At 60.5% G+C, this 19,498-nt stretch carries 16 protein-coding genes; 9 read left to right on the top strand and 7 right to left on the bottom strand.

Annotation, left to right across the window (positions count from 1 at the left end):
* Window positions 1-38: 38 nt before the first annotated feature.
* A complete protein-coding gene (rpiA, locus tag KP808_RS24145) occupies window positions 39-710 on the bottom strand; it encodes a ribose-5-phosphate isomerase RpiA (protein ID WP_058400085.1) in 672 nt (223 codons plus the stop codon).
* Between the two features lie 162 nt (window positions 711-872).
* On the opposite strand from rpiA, the gene ilvA reads away from it, so the two are divergent.
* Window positions 873-2,387 carry a threonine ammonia-lyase, biosynthetic gene (ilvA, locus tag KP808_RS24140; RefSeq protein ID WP_230017071.1) on the top strand — a complete coding sequence of 505 codons (1,515 nt, stop codon included), beginning with the start codon at window positions 873-875 and terminating at the stop codon, window positions 2,385-2,387.
* 276 nt (window positions 2,388-2,663) lie between these two features.
* Window positions 2,664-3,092: a DUF2269 family protein gene (locus tag KP808_RS24135; protein WP_058402565.1), complete on the top strand. Its 429-nt coding sequence runs from the start codon at window positions 2,664-2,666 to the stop codon at window positions 3,090-3,092.
* A gap of 13 nt (window positions 3,093-3,105) precedes the next feature.
* Here KP808_RS24135 and KP808_RS24130 read toward each other — a convergent pair whose 3' ends face one another.
* The gene (locus tag KP808_RS24130; protein WP_058402566.1) at window positions 3,106-3,762 is read right to left on the bottom strand and encodes a histidinol-phosphatase; all 657 of its coding nucleotides are present in this window, start codon (window positions 3,760-3,762) and stop codon (window positions 3,106-3,108) included.
* Window positions 3,763-3,904: 142 nt separating this feature from the next.
* On the opposite strand from KP808_RS24130, the gene KP808_RS24125 reads away from it, so the two are divergent.
* The 6 genes from KP808_RS24125 (at window position 3,905) to KP808_RS24100 (ending at window position 11,387) form a co-directional block, all read left to right on the top strand.
* Entirely contained in the window at window positions 3,905-4,384 is a 480-nt protein-coding gene (locus KP808_RS24125) for an RNA pyrophosphohydrolase (protein WP_002555745.1), read from the top strand.
* 21 nt (window positions 4,385-4,405) lie between these two features.
* Window positions 4,406-6,685 carry a phosphoenolpyruvate--protein phosphotransferase gene (gene ptsP, locus KP808_RS24120; RefSeq protein ID WP_002555744.1) on the top strand — a complete coding sequence of 760 codons (2,280 nt, stop codon included), beginning with the start codon at window positions 4,406-4,408 and terminating at the stop codon, window positions 6,683-6,685.
* 1,691 nt (window positions 6,686-8,376) lie between these two features.
* Window positions 8,377-9,189: a prolipoprotein diacylglyceryl transferase gene (lgt, locus tag KP808_RS24115; protein ID WP_003432384.1), complete on the top strand. Its 813-nt coding sequence runs from the start codon at window positions 8,377-8,379 to the stop codon at window positions 9,187-9,189.
* A gap of 52 nt (window positions 9,190-9,241) precedes the next feature.
* Window positions 9,242-10,213 (top strand): thymidylate synthase, encoded by a 972-nt coding sequence (locus KP808_RS24110; RefSeq protein ID WP_010434504.1) that lies wholly within the window; start codon window positions 9,242-9,244, stop codon window positions 10,211-10,213.
* A 76-nt stretch (window positions 10,214-10,289) separates the two neighbouring features.
* Window positions 10,290-10,487: a hypothetical protein gene (locus KP808_RS24105; RefSeq protein WP_004654998.1), complete on the top strand. Its 198-nt coding sequence runs from the start codon at window positions 10,290-10,292 to the stop codon at window positions 10,485-10,487.
* A 3-nt stretch (window positions 10,488-10,490) separates the two neighbouring features.
* Window positions 10,491-11,387: a hypothetical protein gene (locus KP808_RS24100; protein WP_230017070.1), complete on the top strand. Its 897-nt coding sequence runs from the start codon at window positions 10,491-10,493 to the stop codon at window positions 11,385-11,387.
* Between the two features lie 21 nt (window positions 11,388-11,408).
* Here the strand turns inward: KP808_RS24100 and cadR are convergent, their stop codons facing one another.
* The gene (cadR, locus tag KP808_RS24095) at window positions 11,409-11,855 is read right to left on the bottom strand and encodes a Cd(II)/Pb(II)-responsive transcriptional regulator (RefSeq protein ID WP_230017069.1); all 447 of its coding nucleotides are present in this window, start codon (window positions 11,853-11,855) and stop codon (window positions 11,409-11,411) included.
* Between the two features lie 85 nt (window positions 11,856-11,940).
* Here cadR and KP808_RS24090 point away from each other — a divergent pair, with 85 nt between their 5' ends.
* Window positions 11,941-14,199: a heavy metal translocating P-type ATPase gene (locus KP808_RS24090; RefSeq protein WP_230017068.1), complete on the top strand. Its 2,259-nt coding sequence runs from the start codon at window positions 11,941-11,943 to the stop codon at window positions 14,197-14,199.
* Between the two features lie 186 nt (window positions 14,200-14,385).
* Here the strand turns inward: KP808_RS24090 and hutG are convergent, their stop codons facing one another.
* The 4 genes from hutG to hutH form a co-directional block, all read right to left on the bottom strand.
* Entirely contained in the window at window positions 14,386-15,186 is an 801-nt protein-coding gene (gene hutG / locus KP808_RS24085) for an N-formylglutamate deformylase (protein WP_230017067.1), read from the bottom strand.
* Window positions 15,187-15,197: 11 nt separating this feature from the next.
* A complete protein-coding gene (gene hutI / locus KP808_RS24080; RefSeq protein ID WP_230017066.1) occupies window positions 15,198-16,403 on the bottom strand; it encodes an imidazolonepropionase in 1,206 nt (401 codons plus the stop codon).
* 15 nt (window positions 16,404-16,418) lie between these two features.
* Complete coding sequence (locus KP808_RS24075) at window positions 16,419-17,795, bottom strand: amino acid permease (protein WP_230017065.1); 1,377 nt, start codon at window positions 17,793-17,795, stop codon at window positions 16,419-16,421.
* A gap of 106 nt (window positions 17,796-17,901) precedes the next feature.
* Complete coding sequence (gene hutH, locus KP808_RS24070) at window positions 17,902-19,449, bottom strand: histidine ammonia-lyase (RefSeq protein ID WP_058401827.1); 1,548 nt, start codon at window positions 19,447-19,449, stop codon at window positions 17,902-17,904.
* Window positions 19,450-19,498 lie beyond the last annotated feature (49 nt).

Genomic DNA, 19,498 nt, shown 5'->3' with positions numbered 1-19,498 from the left:
AGGTACATGCCCACCTTGCGTGGGCATGACCGGTTTTATCAGCGCTTCAGGGGCTTCACGCCTTCAGCAGTGCCGAGCAGCAGCAGATCAGCCGGGCGAGCGGCGAACAGGCCATTGGTGACCACGCCGACAATGGCGTTGATGCTCGCTTCCAGCTCCACCGGGTTGGTGATGCTCATGTTGTGCACATCAATGATGATATTGCCGTTGTCGGTCAGAACGCCCTCGCGATAGACCGGGTCGCCGCCCAGTTTGACCAGTTGGCGAGCTACGTGGCTGCGCGCCATCGGGATAACCTCGACCGGCAGCGGAAATGCGCCCAGCACCGGCACCAGCTTGCTGCCGTCGGCGATGCAGATAAAGGTCTTGGCCACTGCTGCGACGATTTTCTCGCGTGTCAGCGCCGCGCCGCCGCCCTTGATCAGGTTCAGATGCTCGTCGCTTTCATCGGCACCATCGACATAGAACTCCAGGTCGCTGACCGTGTTCAGCTCATAGACCGGAATGCCATGGCCCTTGAGGCGCGCGGCGGTGGCTTCCGAGCTGGCGACCGCGCCATCGAATGCCGCCTTGTGTTTAGCCAGTGCATCAATGAAGCAATTGGCCGTGGAGCCGGTGCCGACGCCCACAATGCTTTTGTCATCGAGCTTCGGAAGGATGAAGTCGACAGCTGCCTGGGCGACTGCCTGTTTGAGTTGATCCTGGGTCATGCGGGCTCCACGGTGCCTGATGTAGGTAAAAGAGGGGGTATGTAAAAAAGGCCCGCATTATAGCGGCGACTGCGCTGCAAAGCCCTGTCATTCGTATGGTCGTCTTTCGGCACGCAGGGTAGACTTCCCGACCTTGCCCGCTTCGTCAGTGATGCCGCCCCGATGCTCGAACACTACGTCAAGAAAATCCTCACCTCCCGCGTGTACGACGTGGCGGTCGAAACCCCGCTGCACGGCGCTCGCCAGCTGTCCGAGCGGCTGGGAAACCAGGTATTGCTCAAGCGCGAAGACCTCCAGCCGGTGTTCTCCTTCAAGATTCGCGGCGCGTACAACAAGCTGGCGCAATTGACCGCAGAAGAGGCCGCACGCGGCGTGGTCACGGCCTCGGCGGGCAATCACGCACAAGGACTGGCACTGGCGGCACGCGAACTGGGCATTCTGGCGACCATCGTCATGCCGCGCACCACCCCGGAAATCAAGGTCGAGGGCGTGCGCTCGCGGGGCGCCACGGTGGTGCTGCACGGCGATTCATTCCCGGAAGCGCTGGCCTACTCGCTGAAGCTGGTCGACGAACAGGGCTTCGTCTACATCCACCCGTATGACGACCCCGACACCATCGCCGGGCAAGGCACCGTGGCGATGGAGATTCTTCGCCAGCAGCCGGGGCAACTGGACGCTATCTTCGTACCGGTCGGTGGCGGCGGTCTGATTGCGGGTATCGCGGCGTACGTCAAATACCTGCGCCCGGAGATCAAGGTCATCGGTGTAGAGCCGGATGACTCCAACTGCCTGCAAGCGGCGATGGCGGCGGGCGAGCGGGTGGTATTGAGCCAGGTCGGGCTGTTTGCCGATGGTGTGGCGGTGGCGCAGATCGGCCATCACACCTTTGAAGTGTGCCGTTATTATGTCGACGAAGTGATCACCGTAAGCACCGACGAAATCTGCGCGGCAATCAAGGACATCTACGACGACACCCGCTCGATCACCGAGCCCTCCGGCGCGCTGGGCGTGGCCGGGATCAAGAAATACGTCGAGCAGCGCGGCGTCAGCGGCCAGACGCTGGTGGCGATTGATTCAGGGGCCAACGTCAACTTCGACCGTTTGCGTCACGTGGCAGAGCGCGCCGAGCTGGGCGAAGGCCGTGAAGCAATCATCGCCGTGACCATTCCCGAGCAGCCGGGCAGCTTCAAGGCGTTCTGCGAAGCCATCGGCAAGCGCCAAATTACCGAATTCAACTACCGCTACCACACCGATCGCGAGGCGCACATCTTCGTCGGCGTGCAGACCCATCCCGAGAACGACCCGCGCAGCGCGCTGATCGCCAGCCTGACCGGGCAGGGTTTTCCGGTGCTGGACCTGACCGACAACGAACTGGCCAAACTGCACATCCGCCACATGGTCGGCGGCCATGCCGAGCGCGTCGACGATGAAGTGGTGCTGCGTTTCGAATTCCCGGAGCGACCGGGCGCGCTGTTCAACTTCCTCAACCGCCTGGGCGGACGCTGGACCATATCGATGTTCCACTACCGCAACCACGGCGCAGCAGACGGCCGTGTGGTCGCTGGTCTGGTAGTGCCGGAGGAAGAGCGGCATCTGGTGGGCGCAGCGCTGGACGAGATCGGTTACCCGTATTGGGACGAGAGCGAAAACCCAGCGTACCGGTTGTTTCTGGGCTGAGGACTTAGATACTCCCGTTCCTCACGCTCTGCGTCACTAGAGGACGCAGAGCGTCCCGAACGGCATGCGACGCAGAGCGTCGCACGATAGCGGTAACGTTATCCCTGACGACCCTCGTTCCTCACGCTCCAGCGTGGGTATGCAGCTTACGACGCTCGGCGTCGCAAGAGGACGCGGAGCGTCCAGATCGGCATGCCCACGCTAGCTCTTAAGGCGCGGCCCTTGTGTCCGCGCTGCTAAACTCACCCAAGCCCGATTCCAGAGGAACACCGCGTCATGGAACCCATCACCACCCTCAATACCTTGCACATCGTCGCCATTGCGCTGTTGTTGATCAGCGCGCTGGTGTTGGCCAGCGGGGTGGTCAAGGTGCGTCTTGAAGGCGACACGACCATTCAGAATCGCCTGCTCAAGCGGCCTTTGCTGTTTTTCTGGGTCCTTATGGGCGTGTGCCTGGCGACACTGCCATTCAGCGGCTGGTGGCTGGTGCATCTGAAAGGGTTGTCACTGGGCCAGACCTGGGTGCTGGGCAGCAGCGTGCTTTACACCCTGGGGCTGTGCAGTTGGGTGTGGCTGGTGGTAAGGCTCAACCGGTTGCGCCTCGGTGCCAGGGGCGGCAAGCGAGGTTTTACCCTGGCGCTGACTGTGATCAGCGTCGTGTGCTTTGTGGCGATGGCCGGTCTGATGGGCTTCAAACCGGCCTGAGCAGTGCCGGCACTCAGTTACGCAGGGTGATAACCGGCCAGCCGCGCTGTTCGGCTTCGGCGCGCAATTTATCGTCCGGATCTACCGCAACCGGGTTGGCCACTTGCTCCAGCAGCGGCAGGTCGTTCATCGAGTCGCTGTAGAAATAGCTGTCCTTGAGGCTGAACGCGTTATCTTCCAGCCACTGATCGAGGCGTGTCACCTTGCCCTCACGGAAGCACGGAACGCCCGTAGTACGGCCTGTGTAACGTCCATCAACCATCTCGCATTCAGTTGCCAGCAGTGTATCGATGCCCAGCCGCGCCACAATCGGTGCGGTCACAAAGCGATTGGTAGCGGTGATGACCACCAGCTTGTCGCCTGCGTCGCGGTGTTTGGCGATCAATTCCAGCGCCTTGGGCAGCATGATCGGCTCGATGCAGTCGCGCATGAAGTCGCGGTGCCATTCTTCCAGTTGCGCCATATCAGTGTTGCCCAGAATCTCCAGGGTAAAATTCAGGTAGTCGGTCATGTTCAGCGTGCCGGCCAGGTAATCCTGATAGAACTCATCGTTGCGGGTCTTGTAGGTTGCGGCATCGAGGATCCCGCGTCGGCACAGATAATCGCCCCAGGCATGGTCGCTGTCGCCGCCCAGAAGCGTGTTGTCGAGGTCGAATAAAGCCAGACGCATAGGGTTACTCGCTGAAATAGTTGAAAAAAGAGTCCCAGAATACGAGGTTTTCACAAGTCTTCACATAAGGTGATAAGCCTCGTTGCTGGTTTGATCGCCTTTGTGGAACAATGCGGCGACATGCGTTTGCGAGGTTGTTGCCGTGATCGACCCCGATGGTTTCCGTCCTAATGTCGGGATTATTCTGACAAACGATGCTGGTCAGGTCCTATGGGCTCGGCGTATTAACCAGGATGCCTGGCAGTTTCCTCAGGGTGGAATCAACCCGCAGGAGACGCCGGAAGACGCGCTTTATCGTGAATTGAATGAAGAAGTCGGGCTGGAACGACATGATGTGCAAATACTTGCCTGCACTCGGGGCTGGTTGCGCTATCGTCTGCCGCAACGCCTGGTTCGTACGCACAGCCAGCCGCTGTGTATCGGCCAGAAGCAAAAATGGTTTCTCCTGCGCCTGATCTCCAACGAGCAGCGGGTGCGGATGGATTTGACCGGTAAACCGGAGTTCGATGGCTGGCGCTGGGTCAGTTATTGGTACCCGTTAGGCCAGGTGGTGACATTCAAGCGCGAGGTGTATCGACGCGCACTCAAAGAGCTTGCCCCGCGCCTGTTATCGCGCGACTGACACGGAGTTCGACCCCGAGCCATGCTCAATACGCTGCGCAAGATCGTCCAGGAAGTTAACTCCGCCAAGGATCTCAAGGCGGCGTTGGGCATTATTGTGTTACGCGTCAAGGAGGCCATGGGCAGCCAGGTCTGCTCGGTCTATCTGCTCGATGCCGAGGTCAACCGCTTTGTGCTGATGGCCTCCGAAGGCCTCAACAAGCGCTCCATCGGCAAAGTCAGCATGGCGCCGAATGAAGGTCTTGTCGGTCTGGTCGGCACGCGTGAAGAACCGCTGAACCTCGAAAACGCCGCAGATCACCCTCGTTATCGCTATTTTGCCGAGACCGGTGAAGAGCGTTACGCCTCGTTCCTGGGCGCGCCGATCATCCACCACCGTCGCGTGGTGGGGGTGTTGGTGATCCAGCAAAAGGAGCGTCGTCAGTTCGACGAGGGCGAAGAAGCCTTCCTGGTGACCATGAGCGCGCAACTGGCGGGCGTTATCGCGCATGCCGAAGCCACCGGCTCGATCCGCGGTCTGGGTCGCCAGGGCAAGGGCATTCAGGAAGCCAAGTTTGTCGGTGTGGCCGGTTCGCCGGGTGCTGCGGTCGGTGTCGCGGTGGTCATGCTGCCGCCTGCCGATCTGGAGGTGGTGCCGGACAAGACCGTCACTGACATCGCCGCCGAGCTGGCGTTGTTCCAGAACGCTCTGGAAGGCGTGCGCAATGACATGCGCACCCTGTCAGCCAAGCTCGCCACCCAGCTGCGCCCCGAAGAGCGCGCGCTGTTCGATGTTTATCTGATGATGCTCGATGACGCCTCGCTGGGCAGCGAAGTGACCGATGTCATCAAGACTGGCCAGTGGGCGCAGGGTGCCTTGCGCTCGGTGGTCAGCGAGCACGTCAAACGCTTCGAACTGATGGACGATGCCTACTTGCGCGAGCGAGCCTCGGACGTCAAGGACCTGGGCCGTCGCCTGCTGGCTTACCTACAGGAAGCGCGGCAGCAGGCGTTGGTCTACCCCGACAACACGATTCTGGTCAGTGAAGAATTGACCCCGGCCATGCTGGGCGAGGTGCCGGAAGGCAAGCTGGTCGGCCTTGTATCGGTTCAGGGTTCCGGCAACTCCCACGTTGCGATCCTGGCGCGGGCCATGGGCATTCCCACGGTCATGGGGCTGGTGGACTTCCCTTACTCCAAGGTCGACGGCATCGATCTGGTGGTCGACGGTTATCACGGCGAAGTCTTCACCAACCCCAGCGAAATCATGCGCAAGCAGTTCGGCAAGGTGGTCGAGGAGGAGCGCCAGCTTTCCCAGGGCCTGGATGCCCTGCGTGAACTGCCTTGCGTGACCCTGGACGGCCATCGCATGCCGCTGTGGGTCAATACCGGCCTGCTGGCTGATGTCGCTCGCGCCCAGCAGCGCGGTGCCGAAGGGGTGGGGCTGTACCGTACCGAAGTGCCATTCATGATCAACCAGCGTTTTCCGAGTGAAAAGGAACAGCTGGCGATCTACCGCGAGCAACTGGCCGCCTTCCATCCACTGCCAGTTACCATGCGCAGCCTGGACATCGGTGGCGACAAGTCGCTGTCCTACTTCCCGATCAAGGAAGACAACCCGTTCCTCGGCTGGCGCGGTATTCGCGTCACCCTAGATCACCCGGAAATCTTCCTGGTCCAGACCCGCGCCATGCTCAAAGCCAGCGAGGGCCTGAACAACCTGCGCATTCTGTTGCCGATGATCTCCAGCACCCACGAAGTGGAAGAAGCGCTGCACCTGATCCACCGGGCGTGGGGCGAGGTGCGCGACGAAGGCACCGACGTGCCGATGCCGCCTGTTGGCGTGATGATCGAAGTGCCTGCGGCGGTCTACCAGACCCGCGATCTGGCGCGTCAGGTGGACTTCCTCTCGGTAGGCTCCAACGACCTGACCCAATACCTGCTGGCGGTCGACCGCAACAACCCGCGTGTGGCCGATCTTTATGATTACCTGCACCCGGCCGTGCTTCAGGCCCTGCAAAGCGTGGTGCGTGATGCACATGCCGAGGGCAAGCCGGTGAGCATCTGCGGCGAAATGGCCGGCGACCCGGCTGCAGCTGTGCTGCTGATGGCGATGGGCTTTGACAGCTTGTCGATGAACGCCACCAACCTGCCGAAAGTGAAGTGGATGCTGCGTCAGATCAACCTCAGCAAGGCCAAGGAGCTGCTTGCGCAGTTGATGACCAACGACAACCCGCAAGTCATCAGCAGCTCCCTGCAACTGGCGCTGAAAAACCTCGGCCTGTCGCGGATGATCAACCCCAGCTCGGTCAAAGGGCACTAAGCGCCACGATAGTTACAGAACTATCGTTCCTCACGCTCCAGCGTAGGAATGCCGTGGGTGACGCTCCGCGTCACAAATCTGCGCCGCACCGCCCGCTCAAGATCGGACGCAGAGCGTCCAGAACTGCATGCGACGCAGAGCGCCGCACGATAGTGAGGTGATCGTTCCTCACGCTCCAGCGTAGGAATGCCGTGGGTGACGCTCCGCGTCACAAATCTGCGCCGCACCGCCCGCTCAAGATCGGACGCAGAGCGTCCAGAACTGCATGCGACGCAGAGCGCCGCACGATAGTGAGGTGATCGTTCCTCACGCTCCAGCGTAGGAATGCCGTGGGTGACGCTCCGCGTCACGAATCTGCGCCGCACCGCCTGCTCAAGATCGGACGCAGAGCGTCCAGAACTGCATGCGACGCAGAGCGCCGCACGATAGTGAGGTGATCGTTCCTCACGCTCCAGCGTAGGAATGCCGTGGGTGACGCTCCGCGTCACGAATCTGCGCCGCACCGCCCGCTCAAGATCGGACGCAGAGCGTCCAGAACTGCATGCGACGCAGAGCGCCGCACGATAGTGAGGTGATCGTTCCTCACGCTCCAGCGTAGGAATGCCGTGGGTGACGCTCCGCGTCACAAATCTGCGCCGCGCCGCCCGCTCAAGATCGGACGCAGAGCGTCCAGAACTGCATGCGACGCAGAGCGCCGCACGATAGTGAGGTGATCGTTCCTCACGCTCCAGCGTAGGAATGCCGTGGGTGACGCTCCGCGTCACAAATCTGCGCCGCGCCGCCCGCTCAAGATCGGACGCAGAGCGTCCATAACTGCATGCGACGCAGAACGCCGCACGATAGTCGAGATTATCGTTCCGCACGCTCCAGCGTGGGAATGCCGTGGGTGACGCTCCGCGTCACAAATCTGCGCCGCGCCGCCCGCTCAAGATCGGACGCAGAGCGTCCAGAACTGCATGCGACGCAGAGCGCCGCACGATAGTGAGGTGATCGTTCCTCACGCTCCAGCGTAGGAATGCCTTGCGTGACTCTCCGCGTCACAAATCTGCGCCACGCCGCCCGCTCAAGATCGGACGCAGAGCGTCCAGAACTGCATGCGACGCAGAGCGCCGCACGATAGTCGAGGTGATCGTTCCTCACGCTCCAGCGTAGGAATGCCGTGGGTGACGCTCCGCGTCACAAATCTGCGCCGCACCGCCCGCTCAAGATCGGACGCAGAGCGTCCAGAACTGCATGCGACGCAGAGCGTCGCACGATAGTTGAGGATATCGTTCCGCACGCTCCAGCGTGGGAATGCCGTGGGTGACGCTCCGCGTCACAGATATGCGCCGCACCGCCCGCTCAAGATCGGACGCAGAGCGTCCAGAACTGCATGCGACGCAGAGCGCCGCACGATAGTGAGGTGATCGTTCCTCACGCTCCAGCGTAGGAATGCCGTGGGTGACGCTCCGCGTCACAAATCTGCGCCGCTCCGCCTGTTCAGGATAGGACGCAGAGCGTCCAGAAAGGCGCTACCACGCGGAGCTTGGGAGCGATAACCCCGCTTCGTCACCGCCAGACACATCAGGTGCACCTTTTTTCACTTCGTTCAGCTGGCTTCCATCGGTAGCCGCTAGAGCATCCTGCCGGGCTCCGGTAACATGCGCGCCTGATTCAATCGCTCGCAAGGGCGTTCCAATTGAGGAGTCGCAATGCTGCCTTACCCGCAGATTGACCCGGTAGCCGTCGCTATCGGCCCGCTGCAAATTCACTGGTACGGGTTGATGTACCTGGTCGGCATCGGTGGCGCCTGGCTGCTCGCGTCGCGTCGTCTCAACAAATTCGACCCGACCTGGACCAAGGAAAAACTCTCCGACCTGATTTTCTGGCTGGCTATGGGCGTGATCGTCGGCGGGCGGCTGGGCTATGTGCTGTTCTACGACCTGTCGGCCTACATCGCCAATCCTCTATTGATATTCGAGGTCTGGAAGGGCGGCATGGCGTTCCATGGCGGCTTTGTCGGCGTGATGATCGCGGCTTGGTGGTTTGGCAAACGCAACGGCAAGAGCTTCTTCCAGCTGATGGACTTCGTCGCCCCGCTGGTGCCTATCGGCCTGGGTGCCGGGCGTATCGGCAACTTCATCAATGCCGAGCTGTGGGGCAAGCCGACCGACGTGCCGTGGGCCATGGTTTTCCCGCCGTTCAGCGACCCTGCGCAACTGGCGCGTCATCCTTCGCAGCTGTATCAGTTCGCACTGGAAGGCGTGGCACTGTTCATCATCCTCAATCTGTACGCCCGCAAGCCGCGCCCGACCATGGCCGTTTCCGGCATGTTCGCGCTGTTCTACGGCATCTTCCGCTTTGTGGTCGAGTTCGTCCGCGTCCCTGACGCCCAGTTGGGCTACCTGGCGTGGGGCTGGGTGACCATGGGCCAGATCCTCAGTCTGCCGATGATCATTGCCGGTCTGTTCCTGATCTGGCTGGCCTACAAGCGCGAACCGTCTGCCAGCAAGGCAGCGGCTTAATACCGAAACGCCGGGTGTCAGCACCCGGCGCGTTCAACAAGGCAGGTGATTTATGAAGCAATATCTGGAACTGGTCGCGCACGTGATCAAGCACGGCACCTTGCAAGCCAACCGTACCGGCGTGAACACCATCAGCTTTCCGGGTGCGATGCTGCGTTATGACTTGCAGGAAGGTTTTCCGGCCATCACCACACGGCGCATGGCATTCAAATCCGCCATCGGCGAAATGGTCGGCTTCCTGCGTGGCGTGAACAATGCTGCCGAATTCCGCGAATTGGGTTGCAAGGTCTGGGACCAGAACGCCAACGAAAACGCCCAGTGGCTGAACAACCCATTCCGCAAGGGCGAGGATGACCTTGGCGAAATCTATGGCGTGCAGTGGCGCAAGTGGCCTGCCTACAAGCGTATCGATGCTGGTAATGTCGCAGCCATCGAGTTGGCGCTTGGCCAGGGTTATCGCCAGATTGCCGAATCGGAAGAGGACGGCCAGTCGTTCGTAGTGCTGTACAAGGCCATCGACCAGATTCGTCAATGCGTCGACACCATCATCAATGACCCAGGCAGCCGCCGGATCCTGTTCCACGGCTGGAACTGCGCACAGCTCGATGAAATGGCCCTGCCGCCGTGCCACCTGCTGTACCAACTGCACCCGAACCCGCAGACCCGCGAAATCTCGCTGACGCTGTACATCCGCTCCAACGACCTCGGTCTCGGCACGCCGTTCAACCTGACCGAAGGCGCCGCGCTGCTCAGCCTCATCGGCCGCCTGACCGGCTACACGCCGCGCTGGTTCACCTACTTCATCGGCGATGCCCATGTGTACGAGAACCACCTGGACATGCTCAACGAGCAAATGACCCGCGAGCCGTACCCGATGCCAAAACTGGTGATCTCCGAGCGCGTGCCCGAGTTTGCCAAGACCGGCGTTTATCAGCCTGAATGGCTGGAACTGATCGAGCCTTCGGACTTTTCACTGGAAGGCTACCAGCATCACCCGGCAATGACGGCGCCGATGGCGGTTTGAGTGCGTAAGAGAGCGAATTGAGCGTTGTGCTATAGTTTTGGCGTAAATCCCCTGACCCTGTTCAATGGAATCGACTATGTTTTTCAATCGGATTGGACATCGTAGCGATACGAAGAAGGCTGAAGACGAGGCCTTCATGCAGGCAATCAAGAGCATCGACTCTCTGGTGGTAAGGGGTGGCCGCATGTCCATGGACGCCAAAGAAATCGAAGCCTTGGTTCGCTCCTCTCGCGACAAGGCTAAAAAACTGGTCACACCGCAAGCCGAATCCTGATAAATGGCTTTTTTACTTCTGCTGCCACTACTCGTCAGCGGCTTTTTGGTGTGCCTGAAGGATCCCACCGTTTACTGCAGGCTGCATCGCTATGAAGGCCAGATGCTTTACTTGCAGGTGGGGCGATACGGTATTTACTGCTTTGTAGCGGCCATGTGTGTCACCGCAGTCCTTGCAGGACTGTTCTCGCATGACTGGGGTGTGTTGTGTCCCGAATGGCTGCAAACGGCAAACGCTGCATCGCCAGTCTGTTTTGCCTTGAACACCGACTTCATGGTTGCCTTAGGTCAATTGGGACAGGACTTCGACATCACGGGCAGGAATTTTAGCCAAGTGGGTGTGTTCCTTGCCCTCTCAGGTTTACTGACCTTGGCGATGCCAAGTCTGGGGGCCTTTATTACTGTCAGGATTCTCAAGTGGCAACTGGGCGCCAGTAAAAAAGAAGAAATTGTGGCCTATCTGCTGGGCGAGTCTGTAGATCACAGCCCTATCTGCTCGACTCTTTTCGATGCATTTGTCGAAAAGGATGAAGTGATGATCACGATGGCAGATCGAAAGGTCTACGTCGGCTACATCATGGATGTCGGAGCCCCTACCGAAGTGACGGGTGTGAATCAGGAGATTCTGCTCATTCCCACCGTCAGTGGCTATCGGGATAAAGACACCCTCAGAGTGGTGTACACCACCGATTATCCAAGCGACACACCGCTCAGGCCTATTGGTTTTCGGCAGGAAAATATCGTCTCGATCAGCGTCTTCAGCGAGGAAGTACGCGAAGCGTTCAAGCGCGCTGATTCTGGGCGGGCGGGTGAAGAGGCAGCGAAAGAGAAAGCTGCCAAGGATCAGCTCGTAAAGGCGATCACTGAGCTTGTGGCGGTGGTGCAAGCTGCGCAGCGCTGAACCAGAGATTTCAAACCTGTCTCAATGCCCATGACTCCTCCCCACATGTGAAGCCTCGCCCTCTGGCGCAGCAACAGCGCCCGTCACCTCCAGCCTCTCAAGTATCGCGCAGTGCTCTGCCGCGTCATCGCTGCAGCGGCGGCGCAGGTCGAGTAGTTGTTCCTGAAGTGCTTGCAGGCTCGCGACGCGGGCGTTGACGTGTTCGATGTGTTCGTCGATCAGCGCATTGACGCTTTCGCACTGGTCCTGCGGGCTGTCGCGCAGGCTGAGCAGGTTGCGGATTTCCTCCAGGGTCATGTCCAGGCTGCGGCAGTTGCGGATAAACGACAGGCGCTCCATGTGTGCCTGAGTGTACAGCCGGTAGTTGCCATCGCTGCGAGCAGGGGCGGGCAGCAGGCCTTCGCGCTCGTAATAGCGGATGGTTTCGACCTGTGTGTCAGTCAGTTTTGCCAGTTCGCCGATTTTCATTTGGACTCATCTCGTTTGAGTGCTTGACCCTATAGTGGCTACAGGGTGTTCACTTGGCAACAAGCAGAATCCTGGAGCGCAAAGAATGGGTACGACGGTCAAGACTTCCCCCGCACACGGCCATGATCACGACCATGATCACGGCGCACATACGCCTGAGCAAAAGCCCGTGGAGCATGCTCATGCGTGCTGCTCCAGCGATGCACAACCTGCTGTGGTGACCTTTAACGATGCGCCTGCATCAGGTAGTCGCTTGAGCAGCTTTCGTATCGAAGCCATGGATTGCCCGACCGAGCAAACGCTGATCCAGAACAAGCTGGGCAAGCTTGCCGGGGTGCAGAAGCTTGAGTTCAACCTGATCAATCGCCTGCTGGGCGTCTGGCACGATCTGCCGTCTACCGACCCGATTCGTGACGCCATCAGTTCGCTGGGCATGCAGGCCGAGCCGGTCGAGGAGGGCGCAGCGTCTGACCAGCCGGCTCCAGTGGTGAAGAAACACTGGTGGCCGCTGGCATTGTCCGGCGTTACTGCGCTGGGTGCTGAAGTGGTCCATCTGGCGTCACTCGGCCCTACCTGGGTCGTTGCGCTGCTGGCACTGGTGTCGATCTTCAGTTGTGGGCTGACGACCTACAAGAAGGGCTGGATCGCGCTCAAGAACTTCAACCTGAATATCAATGCCCTGATGAGCATTGCGGTGACCGGTGCAATTCTGATCGGGCAGTGGCCTGAAGCGGCAATGGTGATGTTTCTGTTCACCGTGGCCGAGTTGATCGAAGCCAAGTCCCTCGACCGTGCGCGCAACGCAATCAGCGGGCTGATGCAGTTAACGCCGGAACTGGCCACCGTTAAACAGGCGGATGGCAGTTGGCAGGAAATTGAAGCCAAAAACGTCGAAATTGGCGCTATTGTCAGAATCAAGCCAGGTGAGCGCGTCGGGCTCGACGGTGAGGTAGTGTCCGGTAACTCGACCATCGATCAAGCGTCGATCACAGGTGAAAGCCTGCCCGTCGAGAAGACTGTCGGCGACAAGGTCTTCGCGGGCACTATCAATCAGGCGGGATCGCTGGAATACCGTGTAACCGCTGCGGCGAACAATTCGACGTTGGCGCGCATCATCCATGCGGTTGAGGCGGCCCAGGGTTCACGCGCGCCGACCCAGCGTTTTGTCGACAGCTTCTCGCGCATCTATACGCCGGTGGTGTTCGTTGTCGCCTTGGGCGTGGCGCTGATTGCACCGCTGTTTTTTGGTGGCGAATGGTTTGACTGGGTCTACCGCGCGTTGGTGTTGTTGGTCGTCGCTTGCCCCTGTGCGCTGGTGATTTCTACGCCGGTGACCATCGTCAGTGGTCTGGCGGCAGCGGCGCGCAAAGGCATCCTGATCAAGGGCGGCGTTTATCTGGAAATGGGCGAGAAGCTTGATTACCTGGCCCTCGACAAGACCGGCACGCTGACCCACGGCAAGCCGGTGCAGACCGACTACGTACCGCTGGACCCGACGGTCGCCGACAGTGCGCCGGCTATTGCTGCGAGTCTTGCGGGTCGCTCCGATCACCCGGTTTCCCAGGCGATTGCCAAGGCGGCCGACGGCAGCCTGAAGCTGCATGAGGTCACGGCGTTTGAAGCCTTGGGTGGACGCGGTGTGAAGGGCGCAATCAACGGCCAGATGTACCACCTGGGCAACCATCGGCTGGTTGAAGAGCTGGGTCTGTGTTCGCCGGAGCTGGAGGCGAAGCTCGATGTTCTGGAAATGCAGGGCAAGACCGTGGTGCTGTTGCTGGACACCTCCGGTCCTATCGCGCTGTTTGCGGTGGCTGACACTGTCAAGGAAACCAGCCGTGAAGCCATCGCCCAGTTGCACGAGCTGGGCATCAAAACGGTCATGCTGACTGGCGACAATCCGCACACCGCCAAGGCGATTGCCGACCAGGTCGGTATCGACGAAGCGCAAGGCAACTTGTTGCCTGCCGACAAGCTGAGTGCCATTGAGGCACTTTATGCTCGCAACCATCGTGTGGGCATGGTGGGTGACGGCATCAATGATGCGCCGGCGCTGGCTCGGGCCGAGATTGGTTTTGCGATGGCGGCGGCGGGTACTGATACCGCCATCGAGACGGCAGATGTCGCCCTGATGGACGATGATCTGCGCAAGATACCGACGTTCATTCGCTTGTCCCGTCGGACCTCGGCAGTGCTCAAGCAGAACATCGTTCTGGCAATCGCGACCAAGGTGTTGTTTATCGGCATCACGTTTGCGGGCATGGCGACCATGTGGATGGCTGTGTTTGCCGACATGGGCGTGAGTTTGCTGGTGGTGTTCAACGGGCTGCGGTTGCTCAAAAAGTGAACAGTCGAGGGCGTTGAAGGGCGGACGCGGAGCGTCCAGAACGGCATTCCCACGCGGAGCATGGGAACGATAATCGGTATTGCTATCGGCCGTCTTCGTGAGCAAGCTCACTCCCACAGAGGCATTGGCTATCGCTCCCACGCTCCGCGTGGTAGCGCTTTTCTGGACGCTCTGCGTCCGACGTTGTCAGCCGAACCGCTCCTCTCCCCAGGCGATGAAGGTTTCCAGCAACGGTTTCAGCACCGCGCGCGTCGGCTCGGCCAGGTCCGGGCGGTAGTGGAAGGGCACGAACTCCTCCATGTAGGTGCTTTGCGCCAGTTCCAGCTGCACCGCATGGATGTTGTTGGCCGGGTCACCATAGTGGCGGGTGATGTGGCCGCCCTTGAAGCGCCCGTTCAACACATGGCTGTAGTCTTTGGCCGCAGCGCAGACCTGCTCCATTCGGCTGGCCAGCTCCGGGTCGCAGCTCACACCATTGAAGGTGCCGAGGTTGAAGTCCGGCAGGCGGCCGTCGAACAAATGCGGAATGTGCCCGCGAATCGAGTGGGCGTCGAACAGCAGCGCATAGCCGAACTCGTCACGCATGCGCTGCAGCTCCTGTTCCAGCGTCTGGTGATAGGGCGTCCAGATCTGCTGCAGATACAGCGCCCGCTCTTCGGCACTCGGCGTCTGACCATCTTTGAACAGCGGCACGCCATCGAACAGAATCGACGGGAACAGGCCAGTAGTCGCGCCAGCGTACATCGGTTTGTCGTCGGAGGGCCGATTAAGATCGATGACAAAACGCGAGTATTCGGCGGCCAGGGTGCTGGCACCCAATTCAGCAGCAAAGTCATACAGGCGCGGGATATGCCAGTCGGTGTCCGGCAGGCTCAGGGCGTCGTCCACCAGCGCGGCTTCGACCACCGGGGTCAGTTTCACACCGGCATGCGGCATGCTGATCAGCAGCGGAACGCGGCCACGTTTGAATGTCAGAACGTTATCCACAGGGCTCTCCTTCAGATCGATGATTCGACGCCGTGGCGCACGATACGTTTGTCCAGATCGCCGCCCAGCCAGTAGGCCAGATCAGCCGGCCGTTCAATGTTCCAGGCGATGAAATCCGCCACCTTGCCGACCTCCAGCGAGCCGTGGGTCGCGCTCATGCCCAACGCCCTGGCGGCATTGAACGTCACCCCCGCCAGTGCTTCTTCGGGCGTCATGCGAAACAGCGTGCAGGCCATGTTCAGCATCAGGCGCAATGACAGGCCCGGCGAGGTGCCAGGGTTGAGGTCTGTGGAAATCGCAATCGGCACGCCGTGCTTGCGCAGCGCGTCCATCGGCGGCAGTTGCGTTTCACGCAGGAAGTAAAACGCCCCCGGCAGCAGCACCGCGACGGTTCCGGCAGCCGCCATGGCGATGGCGTCGTCCTCGGTCATGAACTCCAGATGATCCGCCGACAGCGCCTTGTAGCGCGCGGCCAGGCTCGATCCACCCAATGACGACAGCTGCTCGGCATGCAGTTTGACCGGCAGTGCCAGTTGCCCTGCGGTGATGAATACCTGCTCGACCTGCGCAGGTGAAAACGCCAGGTATTCACAGAAAGCATCCACCGCATCCACCAGCCCTTCGGCTGCCAGCGCCGGGAGCATGTCGTTGCAGATGTGCTTGATGTAGTCGTCGGCGCGATCGGCGTATTCCGGTGGCAGCGCATGGGCGGCCAGACAGGTGGCACGCACGGTGACTGGCTGGGTGTTGCCCAGACGACGAATCACCCGCAGGATCTTGCGCTCGTTTTCCAGGTCCAGCCCATAACCTGACTTCATCTCGACGGTAGTCACGCCGTCCTTGAGCAAGTGCCGCAAGCGCCGCTCGGCACTGGCGTACAGCTCGTCTTCACTGGCCGCACGAGTAGCGCGCACCGTGCTTGCAATACCGCCGCCTGCTGCGGCGATCTCGGCGTAGCTCACACCCTGCAGACGCTGTTCGAACTCACCGCTGCGGTTGCCGCCAAACACGGTGTGCGTGTGGCAGTCGATCAGGCCGGGCGTCACCCATGCGCCGCCCAGATCGATGCAGTTGTCATGCTCCTGCTCGGCCAGCTCGGTTTCAGGCCCGATCCACTCGATGAGCGCTCCGGAGGTCACGATGGCGGCATCCTCGATGATCGAGTATTTGCCGTGCGCCATGCTTGCGATGTGACAGTGTTTCCAGAGCGTTTTCATTCCGGGCCTCTTTGGTCAGTGGGGTTTGTTGAGCGCCTTTGGCTTGACCCACACCCCGTAGGCGATGAGCAGCAGCACAATCCAGATTGCGCCGACGATCAAGGCTGCACGGTTGTCCGGGAAATAGCCCAGCACTCCGAAGATGAACAGCATGAAGACGATGGCGGCGGCCGGTCCGTAAGGCCAGAACGGCACCGCGAATTTCAGTTGTGTGGCCTCGTCGCGGTTCATCGAACGGCGCATGGCAACCTGGGTGAGCAGAATCATCAGCCAGACCCAGACCGTGGCAAACGTTGCCAGCGAGGCGATCAGCAGGAACACGTCCTTGGGGATCAGGTAGTTGAGCAGCACGCCGCCCAGCAACGCGATGCCCATGACCAGCACGGTCATCCACGGCACACCATGCCGTGACAGGCGCGCAAAACTGGCGGGTGCCTGACCGTCACGGGCCAGGCCATACATCATGCGCCCGGCGCCGAAGATGTCGCTGTTGATGGCCGACACCGCAGCAGAGATGACCACGATATTGAGGATTGTTGCCGCTGACGCAATGCCCAGATTGTCGAAAATCTGCACGAACGGGCTGCCTTGGGTGCCGATCTGCGGCCACGGGTAAATGCACATCAGCACAAACAGTGTCAGCACATAGAACAGCAGAATGCGCAGCGGTACGGCGTTGATCGCCTGTGGCAGGCTGCGTTGCGGGTCTTTGGCTTCGCCTGCAGTGATGCCGATGATTTCGATGCCGCCGAAGGCAAACATCACCACCGCAAACGAAGCGATCAGGCCGGTAACGCCGTTGGGCATGAAGCCGCCGTGTGCCCACAGGTTGCTGATGCCTATTTCGGTGCCGCTGGTCGCGCTGCCGATGCCAAAGATCATGATGCCGAAGCCTGCGACGATCATGGCTACGATGGCGCTGACCTTGAGGATCGACAGCCAGAATTCGGTTTCGCCGAAGACCTTCACATTGCACAGGTTGAGCGCGCCGATCAGGAACACGATGCCCAGCACCCAGATCCAGCGCGGCACCTCCGGAAACCAGAAGCCCATGTAAATGCCGAATGCGGTCACGTCGGCGAGGCAGACAATGATCATTTCGAATGCGTAGGTCCAGCCGAGCACGAAGCCGGCCAGCGGGCCCATGTAGCGCGTGGCGTAATGGCTGAAGGAGCCGGAAACCGGGTCGTGAACGGCCATTTCGCCCAGTGCGCGCATCACCATGTACACCGCCGCGCCGCCGATCAGGTACGCCAGCAATACGGCAGGCCCGGCCTGTTGAATCGCCGAGGCCGAGCCGTAGAACAACCCTGTGCCGATGGCAGAGCCCAGGGCCATGAAGCGGATATGGCGGGCGGATAACCCGCGTTTCAAACCATCTTGTGACGTCATTTCAGGTCCATTTCATTACATACAGGTATGGCAAAAGCCGCGAAAACGCCTGCAACCGGCTTCCCGCAGCAATGACCAAAGCGAGCCCTGCCAGGCTCGCGGTACATCACAAACTCGGTAGCAGACGTGCAGGAACCAGCGGGTTCAGGCAAGTGGAGGACAACAGCTGACTGGCAGCTTCGATGTCCGGTGCAAAAAAACGGTCCTTTTCATAGAACGGGACCTTGCTGCGCAACAGGCTGCGGGCTTGCTCCAGCTTCGGAGAGGTTTTCAGACCCTCACGCAAGTCCAGACCCTGGCAGGCAGCCAACCATTCTACGGCAAGAATCCCGCGAACGTTTTCTGCCATTTCCCATAACCGCTTGCCAGCGGCCGGGGCCATCGACACATGGTCTTCCTGATTGGCGGATGTCGGCAGGCTGTCGACGCTGTGCGGATGAGCCAGCGCCTTGTTTTCACTGGCCAGCGCGGCGGCCGTGACCTGCGCGATCATGAAGCCGGAATTGACGCCTCCGTTGGCGACCAGGAAGGGCGGCAGTTGCGACATGTGCTTGTCCATCATCAGCGAAATACGCCGTTCGCTGAGCGAGCCGATCTCGGCAATGGCCAGTGCCAGATTGTCTGCGGCCATGGCGACCGGCTCGGCGTGAAAATTGCCACCGGATATGACGTCGTTCTCGGCGGCGAACACCAGCGGGTTGTCGGACACCGCATTGGCTTCGATTTCCAGCACTTCGGCAGCCTGCCTCAACTGGGTCAGACACGCGCCCATGACCTGCGGCTGGCAGCGCAGCGAGTAGGGGTCCTGAACCTTGTCGCAGTTGCGGTGCGATTCGGACACGCCACTGCTTTCGCCGAGCAAATCGCGGTAGCAGGCAGCGGCATCGATCTGCCCGCGCTGACCGCGTGCTGCATGAATGCGTGCGTCGAACGGCGAGCGTGAGCCAAGCACCGCTTCGACGGTCAGCGAGCCACAGGTCAGGGCCGCGGCGAACAGGTCCTCGCCCTCGAACAGGCCGCGCAGCGCGTAGGCGGTGGACACTTGCGTACCGTTGAGCAGCGCCAGTCCTTCCTTGGCGGCAAGGGTGAGCGGTTGTAGTCCCGCGACAGCCAATGCATCGACAGCATTCAGCCATTCGCTCTTGTAACGCGCCTTGCCTTCGCCCAACAGCACCAGCGACATGTGCGCCAGTGGAGCCAGGTCACCCGAAGCGCCGACCGAACCCTTGAGCGGAATATGCGGATAGACCTCGGCATTGATCAGCGCGATCAACGCATCGATCACCACCCGACGAATACCCGAGAAGCCACGGCTCAGGCTGTTGACCTTGAGCACCATGATCAAGCGCACCAGATCATCGCTGATCGGCTGACCGACACCGGCTGCATGCGACAGCACCAGCGAACGCTGCAGGTTTTCCAGGTCCTCGCTGGCGATTCGCGTCGAGGCCAGCAAGCCGAAACCGGTGTTGATGCCGTAGGCGGTGCGGTTCTCGGCCAGAATGCGCTCGACACAGGCGACGCTGTCGTCGATCTGCTGGTCTGCGCTGCTGTCCAGCGTCAGGCTGACCGGCTGCTGATGAATGGCGCGCAATTGCGCCAGGGTCAGTTGGCCGGGGATCAGGTTCAGCGTCTTGGCAGATAAGGTGGTCACGATGCAGCTACTCCTTGATTGATGTCAGCAACGGCGTGTGGCCGTCAGC

The sequence above is a fragment of the Pseudomonas savastanoi genome (genome assembly GCF_020917325.1).
Taxonomy (GTDB): domain Bacteria; phylum Pseudomonadota; class Gammaproteobacteria; order Pseudomonadales; family Pseudomonadaceae; genus Aquipseudomonas; species Aquipseudomonas amygdali.
This window is presented reverse-complemented; position numbering and strand designations above follow the sequence as displayed.